We start from the raw sequence: 20,328 nt of genomic DNA, 5'->3' as shown, positions 1-20,328 counted from the left end.
CAATTACTGCTGATGGAACAATGAATTGGACACGGGGATACGGGGGAAGCAGGGGAAACAAGGGGACTTAAGTCAGAACTTGCAACAAGTGTTTCCCCTTGTCTCTAATTCTCCTTGTCCCCAAGTCCTCTTTCCCATGCCCAATACCCCATTGCTCAATGTTGTAGTTCCAAACCTGCTGCTGCATCCAGTAGCCACCAAAGTTCACCTTGGGGCTGAATTAAGCGGGACGGGTAAGTGAAGTCATCGGCTACAGGTGCAAAGACTTGCGCTAAAGCTGGTCGTTTGTTAGCGCCAGCAACTAGAAAAATCACACTGCGAGCAGAGTTGATGAAGGGGTATGTGAAACTGATCCTGGGGTTTCCGTCTTTGTTACCCACGGTAACTAAGCGATCGCGTACTTTGAGAGCCTCTGTGTGGGGAAACAAAGATGCAGTATGTGCGTCATCACCCATTCCTAGTAATACTACATCCAAGGCGGGGAACTCGACCCCAGAAGAATTGAAAAATTCTTTTAGATGTTGTTCATACTTCGCAGCAGCTAGTTCTGGATTGGCTTCTAAAGTTGGTACGGGGTGAATGTTAGCTGCTGGGATGTCAATGCGATCTAGCCACGCACGACGCGTCATCAGTTCATTGCTATCGGGGTGATCTGGTGGTACATAACGCTCATCCCCCCAGAATATATGAATTTTATCCCAAGGCAGTTTTTGAGTAGCGATCGCTTCGTATAACGGTTTAGGTGTACTGCCGCCAGATAAGGCGATGGTAAACCGCCCCTGCTGCTCAATAGCACTGTTTAACTTAGACAGAATTAATTCTAGCGCTCGTGCAACCAGCGCTGGCTGATCCGGTAGAACTTCAACAGTTTTGTTCATGGCTTCATCATCATATTGCTGGCTTCTGGCAATACAATACCGAACTTATTACAATCCTCCTTTTTAACTTTTGAAACATTTAACATCGTGGATTAAGTAGGCTGGAAAAATGTATACGTTCCTTATCACCTTCAACGGTAAGTTGTCAGTAGTCAGTCGTACTAACTACTAGCCACTCTGAATGATTATTTTTATTTACACACAGTTACTTGATACTTGGTTGATTAACGCCACAAAGGATACATTTATTAATTCTTATTAAAAATTAATAAAACTAATTAATCGCAAACAACGCTTCCCAGTCTGCGATCGCTTCGCGTTGGGCAGTTAACAATTCCTGAATTCCTTTTTGGGCGACATCTAGTAGTTGATCCAACTGAGTGCGGCTAAAGCTGCCTTCTTCGGCTGTTCCCTGAACTTCAATGATTCCCAAATGTTGATTCATCACCACGTTAAAATCTACTGTTGCAGCCACATCTTCGATATAGTCTAGATCCAAAAATGGCTCTTCCTCCAGCAATCCTACGGAAACTGCTGCTACCTGTCCAGACAAAGGCGATCGCTCCAGCACGCCCTCCTGTAACAATTTAGAAATTGCATGAGCCAAGGCCACAAATGAGCCTGTAATCGCTGTTGTCCGAGTTCCAGCGTCTGCTTGTAACACATCGGCATCCACAGTCAGCGTGCGTTCTCCCAGCGCCTCAAAATCCACTGCTGCGCGTAAGCTACGTCCAATTAGACGTTGAATTTCTTGCGTCCGTCCAGATAATTTCAATAATTCCCTTTCTTGGCGTTTTTGGGTAGCAGATGGTAGCATCCGGTACTCAGCAGTTAACCAGCCTTTACCAGTTCCTTCGAGAAACTTTGGAACTCCCTTATTAACGCTAACAGTACAAAGTACCTGAGTATTACCGCATCTTGCAAGAACAGAGCCGGGGGCAAAGCGGGTAAAATTGGGGTAAAAGCTGATCGGACGTAGTTCGTAAGGAAGACGACCGTCAGGACGCTGCCAAGCCATTGGAGTTGCCTCAAGTTTTACAATACTGCCTTAAGATTACCTTAGTGTTATTAGGCATTGGACATTGCTTCTTCTCCCCTTGCCTCCCCTGCTTCTTTATCTAAGGAACTGAAAGCAGAGTCAAAATATTTTGCTGCACCATCTCTGGTGATTGGTCGCCGTTGATGGTCAATAAGCAGCGACGACGGTCGTAATATTCTAGGATGGGAATAGTGCGATCGTAGAATAATTCTACACGGCGTTGCACAATTTCTGGTTGGTCATCTGGTAGCGATCGCCCCAAGGATCGGCTAACCATTACTGCTTCTGGGACTTGGAGATAAATTGCCCAATCTAGCTTTTGCCCTAAATCATCCAATAAAAAATCTAATTCTTCAGCTTGGAAAGCAGTACGGGGATAGCCTTCTAACACCCAATCGCAGTTAATATCTGGTTGTCTAAGGCGTATTCGGATCAATTCAATGATCATTTCGTCTGGAACTAAATCCCCTTTTTGCATATAGGGCTGTGCGTGGTAGCCTAGTTCACTCAGGCTAGCGTAAACCGAAAGAGAAGTCCGGGGATCGCTTTCTAACGAGCGAAATTCTGGCAGGGGCTGATCGCCAGATATTGCTGACCGTAAAACCTCACCTGTAGAAATCAGAGGAATATCAAAGTATCTGCAAAGCTTTTGTGCTTGAGTGCTTTTCCCCGATCCTGAACCTCCCAGAATCACCAATCTCACAACAATTTACTCCTCATCCTGTCAAATTCACTACTTGCTAAGTCTGTTTTGCCCAAACAACCGACAAATCTAACATTTAAGGATTTTCAGACGTTCTGCCTAGCTTTTTTAAATAATTGGAACTGTAACTCTTATGTTTTTATTTTTACAACTCATTCCCGAGAAAAAACGAAAATTTAAATCAAAATCACTATTGACTTCAGTACAAACCTAGTGTTTGACTAAGAATGCAATTTGCCAAATCCACCACACCTGTGAAAAACAGATTGATTATACAGGTAGACTTGTAATGATTTGCCGTCGTAATAATTCGTATCTTATTGTATCTTTTTGAACTTAACTTTATGGTTGCCCAGTTAGAAACTCAAAGTATCAATTCAACCGTTCCCTTACCATATCCAGTTGAAGGACTAGTGCAGGTTTTCACTAGCTCTCATCGTAACTTTTTTACGAGCGTGATGGCTCAATCACTGAGAATAGCTGGACAAGGAACGGCAGTATTAATAGTGCAGTTCCTCAAAGGAGGTATTCGCCAAGGACAGGATAGACCCATCCAATTAGGACAAAATTTAGATTGGATTCGCTGTGATTTGCCTCGTTGTATAGATACACCACATTTAGACGATACGGAAAATCAAGCCTTACAAAAGCTATGGCAATATACACAACAAGTAGTGTGTGAGAGTAAGTATTCTCTCGTTGTCTTAGATGAGTTAAGTTTAGCGATTAACTTTGGTTTAATTCCGGAAGCGGAAGTTTTAGCGTTTCTGGCAAAACGCCCTCCCCACGTTGATATCATTCTCACAGGGCCAGAGATGCCCAAATCTCTCTTGGATGTAGCAGATCAAATTACAGAGATCCGTCGGAGTTATCGACCTTAAACAAAATACTCAATTCAGGATATCCTAGTAATTCGGTTTGAATTAGCTGTAAAGTTGTGATTAAAAACGATATCTGGATTACTGAAATGGCTCAACAGGGTCTAATTTCGCCCTTTGAGCCAAGTTTAATCCGAAAAGTGCAAAAAGATGAGTCTGTAGCGGTTCAACCTGTAATTAGCTACGGTTTATCTTCTTATGGCTACGATATACGCCTTTCCTCGGCTGAGTTCCGCATTTTTCGCCACATTCCCGGAACTGTAGTTGATCCTAAAAACTTTAATCCCCAGAATCTGGAGCCAACAGCACTGCATACAGATGCGAGTGGCAGTTACTTTATTTTACCTGCTCATTCTTATGGACTTGGGGTTGCTTTAGAAAAACTGGAGGTTCCTGAGAATATTACTGTGATTTGTATAGGTAAAAGTACTTATGCCCGTTGTGGAATAATAGCAAATTTAACGCCCGCTGAGGCTGCATGGCGGGGTCATCTTACCTTGGAATTTTCCAATTCTTCTAGCGCTGACTGTCGCATCTACGCTAACGAAGGCGTGGTGCAACTACTATTTTTAGAAGGCGAACCCTGCGCTATTAGTTATGAAGCAAGACAGGGTAAATATCAGGATCAGCATGAAATTGTGACTTTGGCTCGCGTATAATCTAAGTAGCATGCAATTTTACATTTTTGCAGTCATTCCCGTTGAACCAAAACCACCAGTTCCTCTAGATGTATGACTGAGGTTATCCACTTCTTCCACTTCAACATGAATTACTGGTGTGATGACCATTTGGGCAATTTTCATTCCTTCCGTAACTTTAAAAAGACTTTTGCCATGATTTATTAAAATTACACCTATTTCTCCTCGATAACCTTCATCTACTGTACCGGGAGTATTAAGAACTGTAATTTGATATTTAAGAGCTAGGCCGCTCCTTGGACGAACTTGAGCTTCAGTTCCTTGAGGTAATTCTATTGAAATACCAGTGTGTATTAACCTGCTTTCTCCAGAAGGAATTTTTATTTGTTCTATGGAAAATAAATCTAGTCCAGAATCATTTGAATGTTCGTATTTAGGAACTATAGCTAATTGGTGTAATTTTCGTATCTTCAGCTTCATCTTTTTTGATATCAAAATATCATTTGTTCCATATTCTAGCTTCTACGCAAATCATTTGTAATTAATACAATTAATGCACCAAATGCTAGATATGTCGTTCGATCAGCAATAGACCTTACTGTATTATACCAATGTTTTTGTGAGAGAACTATGCTATTAGCATCTAGATAAAGATAAAAGCATAAACTTAAAATTGTAAGTAATATTAAAATTATATATGGGAGCATATAAAGCAAATTGTCTAACCAATTTTTTTTAAACTTTTTGAAAACTTCAGATTCTTTTAGTTGTTTTCTTAAAAGTGTTTCATTTTTTCTAAAAGGCTCATCAAGCCAGCGTCTTTCCTCTTCACTACGCTGAACGCCATTTAGTATATCTGGTCTACCAGGATCATTGGTATGTGGAATCGATCATTTGGTTTTAACATAATAAAACATCAGAGAGACAAAAGTATCTGTTTCTGGCTTCAGATGTACAGATTTGTCACTATGGTTATGAACTGCTATTAAAGAATTACCGATATAATCAGGATCCAAAGTTGTACCAATATGTCCTATGCCCTGAGAAACCCAACCAACTTTAGAATGATATGTTCCAGTGATTCTTTTTGAAACCCAAATAGCTTCATTAGTTTGAATTAAAACCGTAGAATTTTTAGGGATAATAATTCTCTCTACAGAACTATCATAAGCACTTTCTCCATCCTGGATTTTCCACGCAAGCTTACTTGCTGTCAAATTGTAACTTGCTCCTTTAAGGTTGCTTTCATTAAAAGGATATATTAGTATATCCCTGCCCAACTCTCGCTTGATATCTTGGTCACTTAATGTACTCATGTGTGAGCTAATTTTTATCTAATTCACTAGGTTTTATTGATTGCAGCGTAGCATATTTTATTTTTATCATCACCGTAATTACCTCAGAAATATATCTTTTTTGCAAAATAAAAATACAAGGTTCTAAACGATGAAAAGCTTTTTACTGGAAACTTTTAATACTCCAAAAAAGTTAAGGTGCTAATCTTGCCTTACCTAGACACTCTTTCTATACCATTGTGCGATCGCTCTAAATCATACCCAAAAATCGGAGTGCGATCGCTTGCTTTATCCCACTGCAAGTTCTGTCAGCTTTCGCATATAAGGATTCATCGCGCTTGTAGCCAAACCTGTAAATCAGCCAAACTAGTAAAATCTAACAGTGCTTCACTCAAATCTTCCAGAACAGGCAAAGGTAAACCAGAAATTGAGGAGCGTATTTCTTCAGAAAGTTCCCCAAATCGCTTAGTCAATTGCCGGAGAATAAGATTAGCTGTTGCTTCCTCACGTCCTTCTTCACGTCCTTCTTCCTTAATTTCTCGGTAAACTCGCGTTTCCTTAAGCGTGATTCCTAACATAGACTCTACCTCCGCTTGAGTTAATTGTTCAAATCTGTACACCATGATCGTCGTTATTAATTCAATTATGGCGCGACTTGATGGTGATAGCATTTCTTGAGCAGTTCTTGTTAACAAATACCTTGCTTCTTCTGGTGCTTGTTCTTCATCCGCTGTAGTTAATACCATCAGCGCCACCCATATAGGTAATTGACGAATATCCCCTAATTCATCTAAATACACTCGATGTACTTGTCCGCCGTTAAGGAATGAGCGATGAGGATGAATATCACTTTGTTCAACACTGCGTGACGGGTAAATTATCACTGCTTGCCAGTCGCTAAATCTGGCACGGTTGCGGTAGAAATATAACGAAGATTCAGCCCATACTCTCTCATAGAGTTGTTCATCTTTCTGGAACTGTACCTCGCAAAAATATACAACTCCAGCACCATCGCTTTCAGGTGGTAGAAATACTCCGTCAATTTCAAATTTTGGTTCTTTGACGGCGACTGAATCAAAACGATAACTATCTGCATTAGTTGGAGGATTTGCCACTAGTTCAAATAGCAAAGTGGGAGATTGTTGAAACAGTTTGTAAAATATTGAATCTCGACGCATGAAAGCATTTTACAAATTTTTTATAAGAAGAATTCAGAACTCAGGAGTGGAGTCGGAGACGTTCCACCGAGGTGTCAGAATTCAGTATGAATTGTCCCAAAATGTGATTATGGTGCTAATCTGGCTTTACCTAGACGCTGCTTTTCATACCATTGTGCGATCGCTGGTGCCCAATCTTCAAAATGAGGCCACATCATTTCACACAACTTTTGAATTTCAAGTTGAGCATCTTTCTTATTTCTCAGGTCACAAAAATGCAAGAAAGACCTTAAATTGAAACTAACTACAAAATGCTGGCGATAATCAAAAGGTACTTTACCTCTTGCGTGTTCTTCAGACATTCCACCCTCAAAATCAGCTTTATATCGTTTAGCTGCTTCTAGACACCACTCTAAATCTGCTGCTCGTTGTTCTGGTGAATAATGGTACTTTTTGCCTTGTCTATCAGTGTAATAACCAACGGGACGTAGGTAAAAAACATCTTCTATGTCTTTCTTACCTTCTACTACATCAATAAATTGGTTGCCTGTATATCTAAAAGATTGTACATCAAATGATACAGAAACACGATGAGTACGAGCCTGCTGCATGACACTGTGGGGAAAGTAGCCACAGTTGAAAACAATTTGGGGATGCTCTAGAGGCCCATAATGTCCCCTTTCACCTGCTAAAAGTCGCTTAACAATAACTTCGCCGCTTTGTGACTCCGAAGGCCAGGAGTCGCGCTCATCAAACACAAACCCATCTGTATAGTCCTGGTGCATTGCGGCATAAATCACCTGCTGCGGGTTTGGTGTTTTGGCAATAACCTCTACTCGAAATCGATGCATTAGCTGTTGGGGAATGGATATGTGATTGAAAGTGCTTACGCACGAAAAGCGGAGCCTGTTGCTTAGACATGGCTTTGAACTCGATTCATCATCATATCTCTTCTCTGGCTTGGACTTCTACTTGAATCAGATTAAAATGCTTTACAAAAATTAATAAGTTTGTTACAGTTATTTACATAAAGAGAAGACAGGGAAAAATCCATGCGTACAAACACTGCTATAATTGACGACCAAGGTAAATTGAACAACTTTGCGATCGAGCCAAAGGTTTATATAGATGAGCAAGGTGATCGCACTGGTTTCACTCCCTATGCAGAAATGCTCAATGGTCGTTTAGCAATGATTGGTTTTGTCTCTCTAATAGCATTAGAAGTATTCACAGGACACGGTATTATTGGTGTTTTGGCGAGTCTGTAAAAACTGATTTCTATTTTCTATAACTTAATTCTCAACAAATATTAAGAGACGGTAAATTTACCGTCTCTTAATTTATGGAAAACTTAGTGCTAGAGTAAAAATATACTGATAGCAAAAGCTGTTAGTTATCAGCATAAAGTTATTAGGTAAATTATGGCTTTAACTGCTTCAACGATGTTGCCGCTAGGCACAAAAGCACCAGATTTTAATCTACCGGAAGTAGTATCTGGAAAGGGAACTTCACTTTCTACCTTTGCAGATAAAAAAGCACTCTTGGTAATGTTTATTTGTCGGCATTGCCCATTTGTAAAGCACATCCAAAAAGAATTAGTGCAGTTAGGAAAAGATTATTTTACAAGTGATTTAGCGATCGTTGCCATTAGTGCTAACGATGCAAAAAACTATCCGGATGATGCGCCAGAGTCGTTACAAGCATTTGCAACAGAACAAGGGTTGAATTTTACCTTATGCTACGATGAGAGCCAGGAAACTGCAAAGGCTTACACAGCAGCTTGCACACCAGATTTTTTTGTATTTGATGACCAACGCCAACTTGTTTATCGGGGACAATTGGATGATAGCCGCCCCAGTAATGGTAAACCCGTAACAGGCGCAGATTTACGCGCAGCTATTGAAGCAGTGCTAGCGGGTAAACCTGTTACAGGCGAGCAAAAGCCGAGTGTTGGTTGCAATATTAAATGGAAACCTGGAAACCAACCTAGTTATTTTGGTTAAGAGGAATTGATAATGGGGAATTGGGCATTGGGCATTAGTTATTCTTTTCTCCCATTCCCTACTCCCCATAACTATCAATGTTTAATTTCCAAATTCAGAATGTAAGATCCCAATTGGACTTTTTCTGCCCACAATTCATATTCGAGACGTAAATGTTCTGGTAAGGGATGTCCGTTGAGAGTTAGGCTAGTAGTAAAATTTCGTAAACGAATCGGATCATTTGGTTGCAATGACTCAGTTGGCAACCAATAACGACTAATGCCATAAACGCCCTGTTCCCAGAAGTGACGGTAACTCACTTGAGCATTACCTTGCATAGTCATGATGACTCGGTAAGGAGAAATCTCCAGCCACAAAACCCTGGGACTGCTAGGAGCGTAAGGTTTGCTCTTACTTTGGGAAAGTGTCTCCTCTGGGCTTAGGACACTCTCTACTTCGCAACTAATTAGAGGTGGTGCAGTCAGCAGTAAGTGGAATCGGTCAGGGTCTTTTTGATACAATGTTCCGGCAGTTTCAACAACAGACCAGATTGGTAGGTCAGTGGAAATAAGTGATAAGCACACGGGCTTGCGGTGATGGGTCAGCATGGGAGCGATAAGGGCTAAAAGCTATTGAACAAAATGAAATGAACACTAGGGAGTCTAATAGGTCAGGGTAAGAAACTAAATAGTAAAGCAGGCTTAATATTAATGAATCCGCTGATTTGTTAATAAGCTACACAAAGCCGGATAAAACAGATAGAATCTCAGCTTTCCCAGCAAAAAGGGTAATTTTTCTAGAGAGAGCTAATTCGTAAGTAAAGCTTGTAAATATTCTAAGACTATAGCCTTAAAACAGTGGGGTCTTTTTAGATGCTAAGAAACCTTTTGGAGGGAAACTTCCCGTAGATTGGAGTAAGTTTCATACAGCCAAAAGCAATAGGATGCTGGAAAGGAAGTTACTAGAAGGGAGAAACTAAGTCGCTGATGAATTTCCGGTGTATTCAAAAGCCAGTGTATCCTAATGCCGGCTTCTGTTATAACCGTAGAAACTCACGAAAACCTTTCTCACAAGTTAATTATTTTCAGCGGCCCCTTTTCGCTGTTTTTACTTTACGGGGTTGCATTTGGGTATCTGGTGATAAATCTATCTCTCACCGTATTCTAATGTTGGGCGCTTTAGCTCAAGGTTAAACCGAATCACTCTGGAATAACATTGCGATTGATGTTGGGAATTTTGGCATCTCATCCAGGGCGTTCCTTTAGTGTAACGAGTGATTCTTCTTTGCGATCGCGTCTCATATCCTCCGTAGTTCTACCTTTGCAACCCTCAGAACCCCGACTTTTTTAATAAGTCGGGGTTCTTGTTTTTCATGGATGATTCAGGATTGTTATATAAACCTAGATTTATCACAAGCGGTTTTTCAAGTTTACCTAAGTAGTGATCGCGCCTATCACTGTCAACTTCCTCGAAGGTTTTTCAAAAGCTTGGCGACAGATATTAGCCAACATCGAACTGTGCCGTCGCACTGGAATACCCAGTTAAACAGCCGCATAAAACCACTGTTCAGGTTGCCAAGCAGGCCCCAACAGATATGTTGCGTTGGTATGCTCAAGACTGGACAAGCGCTTCCTTTCTCTCTTCAGTAGAGTAAGTGAAAAGGGTAAGCTTTTTTAGAATGGTATGAGATGGACTACTTTTATGTTCGTCGGTTAACTAGGGTAGCGCTAGCTTGGTCAACAGGCATTAGCACAACTTCATTAATATTGACATGGGGCGATCGCGTCACGCAAAAAAATATCACATCAGCCACATCATCTGCTGTTAGGGGTGTAACTCCCTGATAGACTTTGTTGGCGCGTTCAGTATTTCCGTGAAAGCGCACCTCGCTAAATTCCGTTTCTACCATACCAGGATCAACGGAAGTTACACGTACCCGTGTCCCCAACAAGTCTTGTTTTAAACCTTCAGAAATTGCCCTCACAGCAGCTTTGGTTGCACAGTAGACATTACCACCGGGATAGGTTTGATGTCCGGCAATGGAACCTAAATTTACCAGATGACCGCGATCGCGACTTACCATTCCCGGAACGACATAGCGGGAGACGTAAAGTAAACCCTTAACGTTAGTATCAATCATGTCTTCCCAGTCTTGAAAGCTGGCTTCGTGCAACTTGTCTAAACCACGACTTAAGCCAGCGTTATTAATGAGAATATCGATATCAGACCAAGCGGGAGGTAGAGTCGCAATGGCAGATTCAACAGCGCTGCGATCGCGCACATCTAGCTCTAATAAATGAGTTTCAGTACTAAAATCTTTACTGAGAGTATCTGCTAGCTGTTGTAAACGTTCTAAACGCCGTGCTGCCAAAATAAGTTTTGCACCCGCACCAGCGAAGATTCTTGCACAAGCAGTACCAATACCACTACTTGCACCAGTAATCAAAATGATTTGATTTTGTAGGGAAGTCATTAGGATAGTTAGGAGTGAGGAGTTAACAGTTAATGAATTATGAATTAGCACAAGTTTCATCGTTCATAATTTATCATCAGTCTGTCTATTACTCCTAACTCCTGTAGAGATGCGATTAATTGCGTCTCTACGCGTTTGTACTACTTCTTCACCACTTGCAGGCGCTGAGTTACCATCGTCATCCCATTACCCCGTAGGATGACGGCAGAAACCCATTGGCTACCAGGTGTGGAAGGTGCTTGTCCCGTTTTAAACAGTCCACCAGATGTTAGTAATTGCAAATCTACAGATGTGGGGTTGAGAAATTTATCTGGTTTTATGGGTTCTTCTAGCGCTGTCCCTAATAGAAAATCGTCACCAAGTGGCTCTTGGACGATCGCATCAAAATTATACTTCTGACCAACCAGCACCTGCTGTGGTAATTTAAAATCAATTTGGGGCGGCTTGCTGCCAGAGGTAAGCAAGGTGCGTTCTGACAATATGTCTTGGCGGGCGATTTTGCCGTTTTCAATGCGCTGACGCGATTTAATTGTGGCATTGAGAGCCAATTTATTAGCGTTACCGGAGGGTAAACCAGTTATATTCGTTTCTGTTTCAGCAATAATCCCATTGCCTTCAGATTTTGAAGATAGCAGTTTTGTAGTGTATTGCAATTTGGGATATCGTTGCCAAAGTGAAATTAAAGACTTTTCCAGAGTTTGGAGGTTTAATCCATCCCCATGAGTGAAATTGGGGCTATAAAATTGCAACACTCCTTTGACATCTCCCCGGCTGGCGGCGGCATCAACTTGTGTCAACAGATTTTTCAGATTGGCTAGTGCGTTTTGGGGTGTACCAACTTGAACTAATTGTTGTGGTGTCGTCGCCGAAGTACGTTGCCAACCACTTGTTAAACCAATAGTCAGTAGGAACGAAACCAGCCAGATATGTGCTGGAAATCTGAGTTGTCGTCTCACTAAGGCGGTAATAATATTAGTCATTGGCAAGAATTTACTGATTTGATGAGAGAAAGTAAGGAAATTGTTTTATCTTAGTTAAGCTAGACGCTAAACGGTAGAGGTTTGATGGCAAACGCACCGATACGATTATTAATAGCTGCCAGTGGGACTGGTGGTCACTTGTTTCCAGCGATCGCACTGGCACAAAAACTTCCAGATTATCAAATAGAATGGCTGGGAGTACCCAATCGCCTAGAAACTCAACTTGTCCCTAAACAGTATCCCTTGAATACTATTGCAGTTGAAGGGTTTCAGCAAGGGTTTGGACTTTCCTCAATTCGTATCTTGGGTAGGCTTGCCCTTTCGATTGTGGAAGTTAGACGAATTCTCAAACAGGGAAATTTTCAAGGGGTGTTTACCACAGGGGGTTACATTGCCGGGCCAGCCGTGATTGCGGCACGTTCCCTCGGTTTACCTGTGGTTTTCCACGAATCTAACGCAATACCAGGTAAAGTAACTCGCTTTTTTGGCCCTTGGTGTAGTGCGGTTGCTTTAGGATTTGAAGTATCTGCTAAGTATTTGCCCCGTGCCAAAAATGTCTGTGTTGGTACCCCGGTAAGAGCGCAATTTCTCGATGGGGCAATTGATGCACCTCTGGATTTAGCTATTCCTGATGGTGTTCCTTTAATTATCGTCTTTGGTGGTAGCCAGGGCGCGGTTGCAGTAAATAAATTGGTACGCGAATCGGCAAAAGCTTGGTTTGATGCTGGTGCTTATGTAGTACATTTAACTGGCGATCGCGATCCAGAAGCAGATAGTCTCAAACATCCACAGTACATAGCTTTACCTTTTTACAACAATATGGCGGCCTTGTTGCAACGAGCAACTCTTGCGATTAGTCGTTCTGGCGCAGGTAGCTTGACAGAATTAGCAGTGTGTGGAGTACCAGCGATTCTGATTCCTTACCCCTTTGCCGCAGAAGACCATCAATCTTACAATGCAGACGTATTTACAAAAGCGGGTGCGGCATTAACGTTGAAGCAATCAGAATTGACGAGTGAAATATTGCAAAGTAATGTGTTGAATTTGCTGCAATCACCGCAAGAATTAGCAAAAATGGGGCAAAAAGCAAAAGCGATCGCTGTTCCTGATAGTGCGGATAAGTTGGCGCAATTAGTGCGTGAGGTGATAGAAACTTAAAAAATTCCAAATTCTACCCTTACAGCGAAGCAAGCTCCGCGCAGCGTTACGGAGTGAAGATACTAAGAGACAATAAAAATTTATTCTTTAGATTATGAATATCTTATTTAATCAGAAAATCCGTTTAACATTAGGTTGTGCTGCTTTATTTTTTGTCAGTTTAAGCAGTAGCCATCTATATACTCAGTTAAAAACTAAACAGCAAACCCAACAAGATCAATCTTTTACTTTTACTCAGCAAGATAATTTAGCCCTACTTCAATCACAAATTTCCTTTGTCTCAAATAACCTTTCTGATCCACTTACCTCGAAGGTTGAAAGTTTTTTTGTCACGCAAGAAACATCTGATGAGATTCTAAAGCAATACCCCTTTTCATCTAGCCAGAATTTGTTAGCAGCATCTCCATCCTATCCGGTTATTGATGAGTTTAAAAAATATAATTTTACCATTAATGGTAGCCAAGTTGTTACTCCAGCTAAACTCCCAAGTAGTAAGGTTAATTTCAATCAAAGAGATTTATTAACGGTTCTTGTTAATACTAGAAAATACTTTCAAGACTACGCCTCAGAAGACCCAGATATTCTGCGTACAGGAATGCTTACTACTCAAGGGGTTACTGTGCCAGATGTTCTTAAAACTTTGGATTTCATGATTGTTGTCTTAAAGGAAGATATTGCTAATAAACGAGCTACTCGTTTACAAGACCCTAAGTTTATAAATTCCAATTTTCGAGTTATCAAATGGACTGCCTATAATCCAAAAGATAAGAAACAAAAACAATTACGAATTACAAAATATGCTGTATTTACTCACTCTGGTTCTCGTAAGAAAACCACTACTTTTAATACCCCAATTTATAGCCTAAAAGATAACTCTAATAACGATAAATTCTACACTAAATACACAAAACAAGATGTTTTATCCGGTATTTTTGAACCAGGCGGTAGAGAATTTGGAAAAGTTAAAAGCCTTGCTTATCTAACTAGAATCGGCTTAGAAGAAGCCTTAATGCAAGGAACAATACTAATTAACTTTACAGATGGTTATAGAGGATTTTTTAATGTAGATAGAAATAATGGAATGTCTTATATTCGGGGATTGAAGGCAACAGCACAAAAGCGTTATTGGTATTTTAGAGAGGTTGATGCCATTAAAGGCTATGGATACAAAATAGATGCAAAAATCTCCATTAAACCCGGAGTCACTTTCGCAGGAGATGTTTTGAATATCGGTTTAGGTAAAGTAATTGTAATTGAGCATACCAAAGGTGGTCGTAAACATCTGCAAATGGGGGTTATGGCTGATACAGGCGGGGCATTTTTACCCAATCTTTATCAACTCGATTTTTTGGCAGGTATTTTTAAGAATCAAAAAGAATTTAGGCAGAATATCAGCCAATTGCCGGAATATGCTACTGCATATTTTTTAGTAAAGAAGTAACGCATTGACCAATACGCTTGGGTTAAGTATTTCTTTCTTCTCTTTGCGTCCTTTGCGTCCAACTCTTACGAGACGCTCCGCGAACGCTCGCAATGACTGTAAATATTTTTGTCTGATTACTTTTCATAGCTTCGCTTAGAGTGAGTCTGCATCTCTTTGCGGGGAAGCAAACTACGCGAAGCGTTTCCTAAAGAGCGTCATTACAACCAACGTTTTCAAGCCTTTGTTGGGTAACACTAAAGTTCAACCCAACGTACAATTATTCTTAACTGAACCGTATTGGATTTTAAAGTAGTTTTAACTTAAGTTGACACCAATGCACAGACATACGCCCCTACAAATCTACAAATAATTTGGATAATTTATTTTTTGGAAATCCCTAATCTATCAGCGCATTTTCACTTGAGTGTCCGATAGTGTAAAAACAACTCACTTCCAATCTGACGAGTTTCGACCAGTTGAAGATGAGGAGCAGCACTAGGAAGAAAACCCTCTCCTTCTACCGGGCTAGGAGCGTGCTTTCCTCCAAAAATAACCGGCCAAATTGTCAACCACCAATCGTCAATTCGCCCAGCCTTTACTAGAGCAGCTGTTAAAGAGCCGCCTCCCAAAACAACAATTTTATGAATATCTCTATCTGCCATTAGACTGTAAGCCCGATCCCAGTCCAGGTCTGTATCTCCCAAATCAATTAATTCAGCCAGTTTTTGCAAAGTTTTTGTATCAAAACTGCGTTCTAAACCAGTCCGTGTTGTAAAAATCCATCGCTCAATGTCCTGGCTTAAAAAAGGCAAGTCCAGCGATAGGTTAAGAGAACCTGAGACAACGCAGGTAATGGGTTGGGGAGACTGACCCCGAACTTCACGCGCTGCCAACAATTCAGGATTGCGAATTGTAAAAGTCACCCCCTCAGCCCGGATCGTCCCTGCTCCTACCAAAACTAAATCAGCAAGGGAAACTTGATACTCCACATGGGCTTGATCATCTGGATCGGCATCACGGGGTGCTTTAGGATCTACGGCACTAATCTTTCCATCTGCCGTCATGGCAAGAACCACAGTTGTTTGGATAGCTAACATGATTACATTCTGACGGTTCTTTATAATTTTACCTTTTTGAATTCTTCACTATTAATACTTGTTGCATTGTGCTTTAGATCACTTTCTTAAGTATGGCTCCAGATGCTAAAAGAGTTGTTGTTGGATGATTGCCTTTATCAAAAAGCCTAACAAAAGTCAATTTTTTTATCCTTAAGAGACTGTTATGCTCAAATTCATATCTATATCTATATTTACAATTATATTTGTCTTAATTTTGATTTTGGGGTTTATATCTCCAGTTCAATCTGCAACTCTCCGTTCAACTTGGGTAGAGGATGAAATTTACCAATACAATCATCCTTTTGCTGCTCAATTGCCTCAAGAACTGGCAACGAAAATGCAAAAAATGAAAGCTAGTCCTTTCGCCTTTTATCGGGGAACATCTCACATTTTTTATCGTGATATGCAGACCTTGCCAAGTTCAGGATTTGTGAATTCTTCAACCTCAGCCATCTGGTTAGAGGGAGATATGCATCTGCAAAATCTTGGAGGGATGAGAGATAGCAACGACAACAACGTTTTTGACATTACCGATTGTGATGAAGGCTATCTTGGCCCCTACGTTTGGGACTTGCAACGGATGGCAGTCTCTATTTTGTTGGCAGCTAAAGAGAATGGTCTTAGTTCAAGTGACGCTCAAGATATTGTCCGTAATTTTTTGGATGCTTATCTGAACAAGATGAGTGACTTTAAAGGAACCAACGACGAACTTTCATACCGTTTGGAATCTAGCAATACAAACGGTGTAGTCAAAGATTTGATTAAAAAAGCCTCACATAAAAGCCGTTCTAAATTGCTAAACAAGTACACGCAGTTAAATAACAGTAAAAATCGAGTATTCCAGACGACCTTAAAATTTCAGCCTGTATCTAGCAGCACCTATTCCGACATTGCTGGGGCTACAGGGCGGCCGCATCATGTCAATAAGCATACTTTATTGAGAATAGATTTAAAATCAATGTCATTAAGTTTTGCTTATTGCGAAAGTTTTAGGCGATCGCTTTGGGGCTTAAAAAATAATCAAGCTCGAAATCCTGATTTTTTCGTTGGTTCTTAACCTTCGTTGTGATCAAGAGTAATTTAGATGCGTTTGCCCTGGCTGGGGCTATGAGCAGCTACGTCGCCTCAATTCCTAGTAGTAAGCGCTACAACAGTAGTTACTACGCTCTCAAAGACATTCGGCTAAAATTAGGTTCAGGCACTGGTAGTCTTGGTAAGTACCGATTATACTAGAATACTGATTCAGTATTTAGAAAATATTTAAAGATTTACAAAGTTTGAATATTGCTAGTGAAACTTTGTGAAACTTTACTAAAACATTGATTTTGTAGTCAGGGATTGTTTTCAGATACACCAACATCAATTAGTCTTATCTCAAAAACCAAATACATGGTTAAAGTGGATACTTAAGTACATAAAAAATAACCGTGCAATTACTATTGAAAAATTGAATTTACATTATTTGTCATATAACAACATCGCATCTTAACACTAAGCAGACCTAAAAAAGTATAGATATAAATCTGAGGAACAAATGGCTGAAAGCAAGAATAAAAAGTAAACATTTACGTAGGGATATTTTTTAATTAAATGACTCAATCTAATAACAAGACTGATCTTCTCCAGGAAACGGACTTAGGAACTGTTGTAGCTCAGGCTACTACTACAGACAAATGGCAAGTATTATCCTACAGTGCCCCAATCCTACCTATACATGCTGCCTTACTCCGTACTGGTAAAGTATTCTTTTTTTGTGGCTCAGGTAATGATCCCAATCGGTTAAATACTCCCTATGACAGTGTGGTCTGGGATGTAAACAAGGGAACCTTTACCCGTCAAGCACCCCCATTGGACAGTAATAATCAACCGATTGACATTTTTTGCGCTGGTCACTCCTTCCGCCCTGATGGTATGTTGCTGGTTGCAGGTGGAACTTTGCGCTATGACCCATTTTATGGTTCACCCTCTGCTCTGATGTTTGATCCCATTGCTGAAAAATGGGTCAAGATACCATCAATGAATAATGGGCGCTGGTATCCTACTGTGTTAACACTAGGCAGCGGTCGGATCTTAGCAGTGTCTGGGCCGGATAAAGATGGCAAGCTCAATAGACAACCAGAAATTTATTCTGTTAACTTTCCAAATGGTTGGAATGCTTTTCCAACAACTAGTGCCTTACCGGCATACCTGCATTTGTTTCTACTAAGTAATGGAGACATCTTTTATTCAGGTGCTCAGATGGGTGGCACTGGAGTGACACCAAGGATATTAACCCTGCCAGGGACATTTACACAATCCATTACAGAGAAAGTAGTGCCAGGGCTGCAAAACCCAGGTTTCGGCGGCGATCAAGCTGCCAGTGTTCTTTTACCACCTGCACAAGATCAAAAGGTCATGATTATCGGTGGGGGCGGTGATACTGCAATAAACAGGGTAAATATTGTAGATTTAAAAGCTAGTAACCCAACTTACGTAGCAGCAAAGCCTTTAAACTATGCCCGGAAGCATCACAGCGCAGTTTTGTTGCCCGATCGCACAGTCTTTGTTTGTAATGGTAGCAAAATAAATGAGGACACAACACAATCAATGCTGCCAGCAGAAATCTACAATCCAGCTACAAATACTTGGACAGTGGTAGCTAAACAAAATGTCCCCCGTGTATATCACTCGGTGGCCTTGCTCTTACCAGATGGTAGGGTAGTCACAGCTGGGGGCAACCCTAGACGAAGGGTCGATGAACTGCGATTAGAAATTTACAGTCCTGCGTATATGTCTCGGCCACGACCAATTATTCAGAGCGTTCCTCAAATAACATTGAGTTACGGGCTACAATTTACAATTCAGACACCCCAGGCTGCGAATATTAAATGGGTTAGTCTGATTAGACCAATGGCAACTACCCATTCCTGCGATGCTGAACAAAGGTTAGTGGATGTACCAATTAATTTTAGAGACGCTACTTCTCTGAATGTCACGATAACAAACAATCGAAACATCGCACCACCAGGCTGGTACATGATTTTTATTACTGACAACAATGGAACACCCTCAGTAGCAACCTGGAGGCGTGTATCTTAGAGGTTGTTTGAAAAGTAGTTAGTTGTAATTTTAGGCACTTGTTGATCCCCCCTAACCCACGCCAGTCGCTCCACTTGGGGAGACCCTAAAACCTCTCTGGCTCCCCTTAAAAAGAGGAAACCGGATCAAAGTCCCCCAATTTATTGGGGAATTTAGGGGGATCTAAAAGGATTTGATCCATCACTAAAAACTTTTCAAATATCCTCTTAGCTTTTTCTGGTTATGTTCACACTGCTATTTAATAAAAGTCATCAATTCTAAGAGGGAAAATATGAATTACAAGGTATCACGTCGACAGTTTGGCCAGTTGGTACTTGCTGGAACTGTAGTATCTGGACTTAGCTATCTAGCCAACAAATCCTTGGCGGAAACACCAAGTTTAGATATTGTAGGTATAGGTTCTGGCCCAATCATAAACGCTTCCCAAACAGCTATCCCAGAGGTAAACACCACTGAACTAGATAATACTGCCTCAAACAGTGTATCCACAGATATTGGTGTACCCAAAGATATGAATGTAGAACTTGTTTTGCAATCCTTAATTACAGGAAACGCTCAGGTACTTGGGGATAAAAGTACACCTTTATTAGGGCCTAATCAGATATTGAGTGGTTTCACTTCTTTAAGTAATGGCACACTTGTTTTAGCCGTTACTCCTATTACGACTAGTAGAAGACAGGCAACGGCTACTCACATTACATTTTTGGGTACACCTGCAAAAACTTTGATAGTCTCAGGACTTAAACCGAATCAACAGCTTGGGAGCTTGCTAGGCACTAATGATGGGCGGCTCATCGGTTTAGTAGGTAAAAAGAACGGTACACCACCTATCACATTGGTAGATATTAACCTTGAAACGGCAGAGATAACTTCTATTGATAAGTTTAAATTTCCACAAGATGAGCGGAGCGGTAATCTAGCACAGTGCCCAGACGGAAAACTTTATACGACTTTACTTGGATTGGATGGTGATACAACTCTGGTACAGCTAGACTCAAATCAAAAAAAACCAATTAGACTGGGACAATTAAAATTTAATGATAGAAAATGGAATAATGGCTTACAAAGCTTAGTTTGTACTACAACAGGTCAACTCCTCGCCTTTGGAGCTATGAGGTATGAAACACCTTATGCTGTCTATAGCGTAGATAAAAACAGTGGAAACATGACTCGGCTACAATACTTTGACACTACTCTGATTGCGCTTGCGCGGAGTAGAAGGGATTGAGTCGATATTTAGCAGAAAGCAGTACGCTTGGGTTAGCTATAAAAACCCTTAACCTGCGTAGGTTGGGGAGCCAACAACATTAAACAGGCTCTGGTCTAAGTAAATTTGTTTTGGTAACAAATTCACTGAATGTACTTGCAACCTGCTGCGGTAATGTAATCGCAGCAGTTTGTAGTAAGCTAATCGGCACTTAAGTTGCATAATAAGAAGAGGAAGTCGTTTAAAAGCAACTATGCCACCAGCAGCTAAAAACTTTTTAACGTCGGAGCAAGTCAGTAAGCTACAGGAAGGTCTAAAAGA

At 40.8% G+C, this 20,328-nt stretch carries 22 protein-coding genes and 1 pseudogene; 11 read left to right on the top strand and 12 right to left on the bottom strand.

What is annotated here, in order from left to right; translation table 11 throughout:
• Positions 1 to 155: 155 nt before the first annotated feature.
• The 3 genes from pgl to H6G97_RS23135 all read right to left on the bottom strand — a co-directional run bounded on the left by pgl (position 156) and on the right by H6G97_RS23135 (position 2,620).
• Positions 156 to 878, bottom strand: a complete 723-nt coding sequence (gene pgl, locus H6G97_RS23145) for a 6-phosphogluconolactonase (RefSeq protein WP_190942985.1) — start codon at positions 876 to 878, stop codon at positions 156 to 158.
• A 274-nt stretch (positions 879 to 1,152) separates the two neighbouring features.
• Positions 1,153 to 1,896 carry a ribonuclease PH gene (gene rph, locus H6G97_RS23140; protein ID WP_190942984.1) on the bottom strand — a complete coding sequence of 248 codons (744 nt, stop codon included), beginning with the start codon at positions 1,894 to 1,896 and terminating at the stop codon, positions 1,153 to 1,155.
• Between the two features lie 100 nt (positions 1,897 to 1,996).
• On the bottom strand, positions 1,997 to 2,620 hold the full coding sequence (locus H6G97_RS23135) for a nucleoside monophosphate kinase (protein ID WP_190942983.1): 624 nt from the start codon (positions 2,618 to 2,620) through the stop codon (positions 1,997 to 1,999).
• Positions 2,621 to 2,964: 344 nt separating this feature from the next.
• Between H6G97_RS23135 and H6G97_RS23130 the strand changes: the two genes are divergently transcribed.
• Together H6G97_RS23130 and dcd are read left to right on the top strand one after the other, a co-directional pair.
• Positions 2,965 to 3,501: a P-loop NTPase family protein gene (locus H6G97_RS23130; RefSeq protein WP_190942982.1), complete on the top strand. Its 537-nt coding sequence runs from the start codon at positions 2,965 to 2,967 to the stop codon at positions 3,499 to 3,501.
• Positions 3,502 to 3,587: 86 nt separating this feature from the next.
• The gene (gene dcd / locus H6G97_RS23125) at positions 3,588 to 4,157 is read left to right on the top strand and encodes a dCTP deaminase (RefSeq protein ID WP_199349566.1); all 570 of its coding nucleotides are present in this window, start codon (positions 3,588 to 3,590) and stop codon (positions 4,155 to 4,157) included.
• Between the two features lie 18 nt (positions 4,158 to 4,175).
• On the opposite strand, the gene dut is transcribed toward dcd, so the two are convergent.
• From dut to thyX, 4 genes are all read right to left on the bottom strand, one after another.
• Positions 4,176 to 4,631 (bottom strand): dUTP diphosphatase, encoded by a 456-nt coding sequence (gene dut / locus H6G97_RS23120; RefSeq protein WP_242055137.1) that lies wholly within the window; start codon positions 4,629 to 4,631, stop codon positions 4,176 to 4,178.
• A 395-nt stretch (positions 4,632 to 5,026) separates the two neighbouring features.
• Positions 5,027 to 5,452, bottom strand: coding sequence for a dCTP deaminase domain-containing protein (locus H6G97_RS23115; protein ID WP_190942980.1), 426 nt, complete (start codon positions 5,450 to 5,452; stop codon positions 5,027 to 5,029).
• A gap of 308 nt (positions 5,453 to 5,760) precedes the next feature.
• A complete protein-coding gene (locus tag H6G97_RS23110) occupies positions 5,761 to 6,609 on the bottom strand; it encodes an Rpn family recombination-promoting nuclease/putative transposase (RefSeq protein WP_190942979.1) in 849 nt (282 codons plus the stop codon).
• A gap of 107 nt (positions 6,610 to 6,716) precedes the next feature.
• Complete coding sequence (thyX, locus tag H6G97_RS23105; RefSeq protein ID WP_190942978.1) at positions 6,717 to 7,439, bottom strand: FAD-dependent thymidylate synthase; 723 nt, start codon at positions 7,437 to 7,439, stop codon at positions 6,717 to 6,719.
• A 201-nt stretch (positions 7,440 to 7,640) separates the two neighbouring features.
• Here thyX and H6G97_RS23100 point away from each other — a divergent pair, with 201 nt between their 5' ends.
• Entirely contained in the window at positions 7,641 to 7,856 is a 216-nt protein-coding gene (locus H6G97_RS23100) for a chlorophyll a/b-binding protein (protein WP_190912609.1), read from the top strand.
• 153 nt (positions 7,857 to 8,009) lie between these two features.
• Positions 8,010 to 8,591 (top strand): thioredoxin family protein, encoded by a 582-nt coding sequence (locus H6G97_RS23095; protein WP_190942977.1) that lies wholly within the window; start codon positions 8,010 to 8,012, stop codon positions 8,589 to 8,591.
• Positions 8,592 to 8,665: 74 nt separating this feature from the next.
• On the opposite strand, the gene H6G97_RS23090 is transcribed toward H6G97_RS23095, so the two are convergent.
• On the bottom strand, positions 8,666 to 9,178 hold the full coding sequence (locus tag H6G97_RS23090; protein WP_190942976.1) for a hypothetical protein: 513 nt from the start codon (positions 9,176 to 9,178) through the stop codon (positions 8,666 to 8,668).
• Positions 9,179 to 9,593: 415 nt separating this feature from the next.
• Here H6G97_RS23090 and H6G97_RS23085 point away from each other — a divergent pair.
• A pseudogene (locus H6G97_RS23085) lies at positions 9,594 to 9,896 on the top strand (3-phosphoshikimate 1-carboxyvinyltransferase); the annotation flags it as partial.
• Positions 9,897 to 10,269: 373 nt separating this feature from the next.
• Here H6G97_RS23085 and H6G97_RS23080 read toward each other — a convergent pair.
• Positions 10,270 to 11,043, bottom strand: coding sequence for an SDR family oxidoreductase (locus H6G97_RS23080; RefSeq protein ID WP_190942975.1), 774 nt, complete (start codon positions 11,041 to 11,043; stop codon positions 10,270 to 10,272).
• A gap of 140 nt (positions 11,044 to 11,183) precedes the next feature.
• Positions 11,184 to 12,023: a nuclear transport factor 2 family protein gene (locus H6G97_RS23075; protein ID WP_190942974.1), complete on the bottom strand. Its 840-nt coding sequence runs from the start codon at positions 12,021 to 12,023 to the stop codon at positions 11,184 to 11,186.
• Positions 12,024 to 12,107: 84 nt separating this feature from the next.
• Here H6G97_RS23075 and murG point away from each other — a divergent pair, with 84 nt between their 5' ends.
• On the top strand, positions 12,108 to 13,181 hold the full coding sequence (gene murG / locus H6G97_RS23070) for an undecaprenyldiphospho-muramoylpentapeptide beta-N-acetylglucosaminyltransferase (RefSeq protein WP_190942973.1): 1,074 nt from the start codon (positions 12,108 to 12,110) through the stop codon (positions 13,179 to 13,181).
• A gap of 94 nt (positions 13,182 to 13,275) precedes the next feature.
• Complete coding sequence (locus tag H6G97_RS23065; protein ID WP_190942972.1) at positions 13,276 to 14,622, top strand: hypothetical protein; 1,347 nt, start codon at positions 13,276 to 13,278, stop codon at positions 14,620 to 14,622.
• Between the two features lie 398 nt (positions 14,623 to 15,020).
• Here the strand turns inward: H6G97_RS23065 and H6G97_RS23060 are convergent, their stop codons facing one another.
• Complete coding sequence (locus tag H6G97_RS23060; protein ID WP_190942971.1) at positions 15,021 to 15,701, bottom strand: RibD family protein; 681 nt, start codon at positions 15,699 to 15,701, stop codon at positions 15,021 to 15,023.
• Positions 15,702 to 15,885: 184 nt separating this feature from the next.
• Here H6G97_RS23060 and H6G97_RS23055 point away from each other — a divergent pair, with 184 nt between their 5' ends.
• The 4 genes from H6G97_RS23055 to H6G97_RS23040 all read left to right on the top strand — a co-directional run bounded on the left by H6G97_RS23055 (position 15,886) and on the right by H6G97_RS23040 (position 20,028).
• Complete coding sequence (locus H6G97_RS23055) at positions 15,886 to 16,779, top strand: DUF2252 family protein (protein ID WP_242055134.1); 894 nt, start codon at positions 15,886 to 15,888, stop codon at positions 16,777 to 16,779.
• 8 nt (positions 16,780 to 16,787) lie between these two features.
• Complete coding sequence (locus tag H6G97_RS23050; RefSeq protein ID WP_338421830.1) at positions 16,788 to 16,955, top strand: DUF2252 family protein; 168 nt, start codon at positions 16,788 to 16,790, stop codon at positions 16,953 to 16,955.
• A 357-nt stretch (positions 16,956 to 17,312) separates the two neighbouring features.
• On the top strand, positions 17,313 to 18,800 hold the full coding sequence (locus tag H6G97_RS23045) for a galactose oxidase-like domain-containing protein (protein ID WP_190942970.1): 1,488 nt from the start codon (positions 17,313 to 17,315) through the stop codon (positions 18,798 to 18,800).
• A 271-nt stretch (positions 18,801 to 19,071) separates the two neighbouring features.
• On the top strand, positions 19,072 to 20,028 hold the full coding sequence (locus tag H6G97_RS23040) for a hypothetical protein (RefSeq protein ID WP_190942969.1): 957 nt from the start codon (positions 19,072 to 19,074) through the stop codon (positions 20,026 to 20,028).
• Positions 20,029 to 20,076: 48 nt separating this feature from the next.
• Here the strand turns inward: H6G97_RS23040 and H6G97_RS51810 are convergent.
• On the bottom strand, positions 20,077 to 20,328 hold a 252-nt coding region (locus H6G97_RS51810; RefSeq protein ID WP_206759125.1), incomplete at its 5' end, for a hypothetical protein.

Source organism: Nostoc flagelliforme FACHB-838 (assembly GCF_014698065.1).
In the GTDB taxonomy this organism is placed as follows: domain Bacteria; phylum Cyanobacteriota; class Cyanobacteriia; order Cyanobacteriales; family Nostocaceae; genus Nostoc; species Nostoc flagelliforme_B.
The sequence above is the reverse complement of the archived record's forward strand: the minus strand, read 5'-3'. Positions and strand labels throughout refer to the sequence as shown.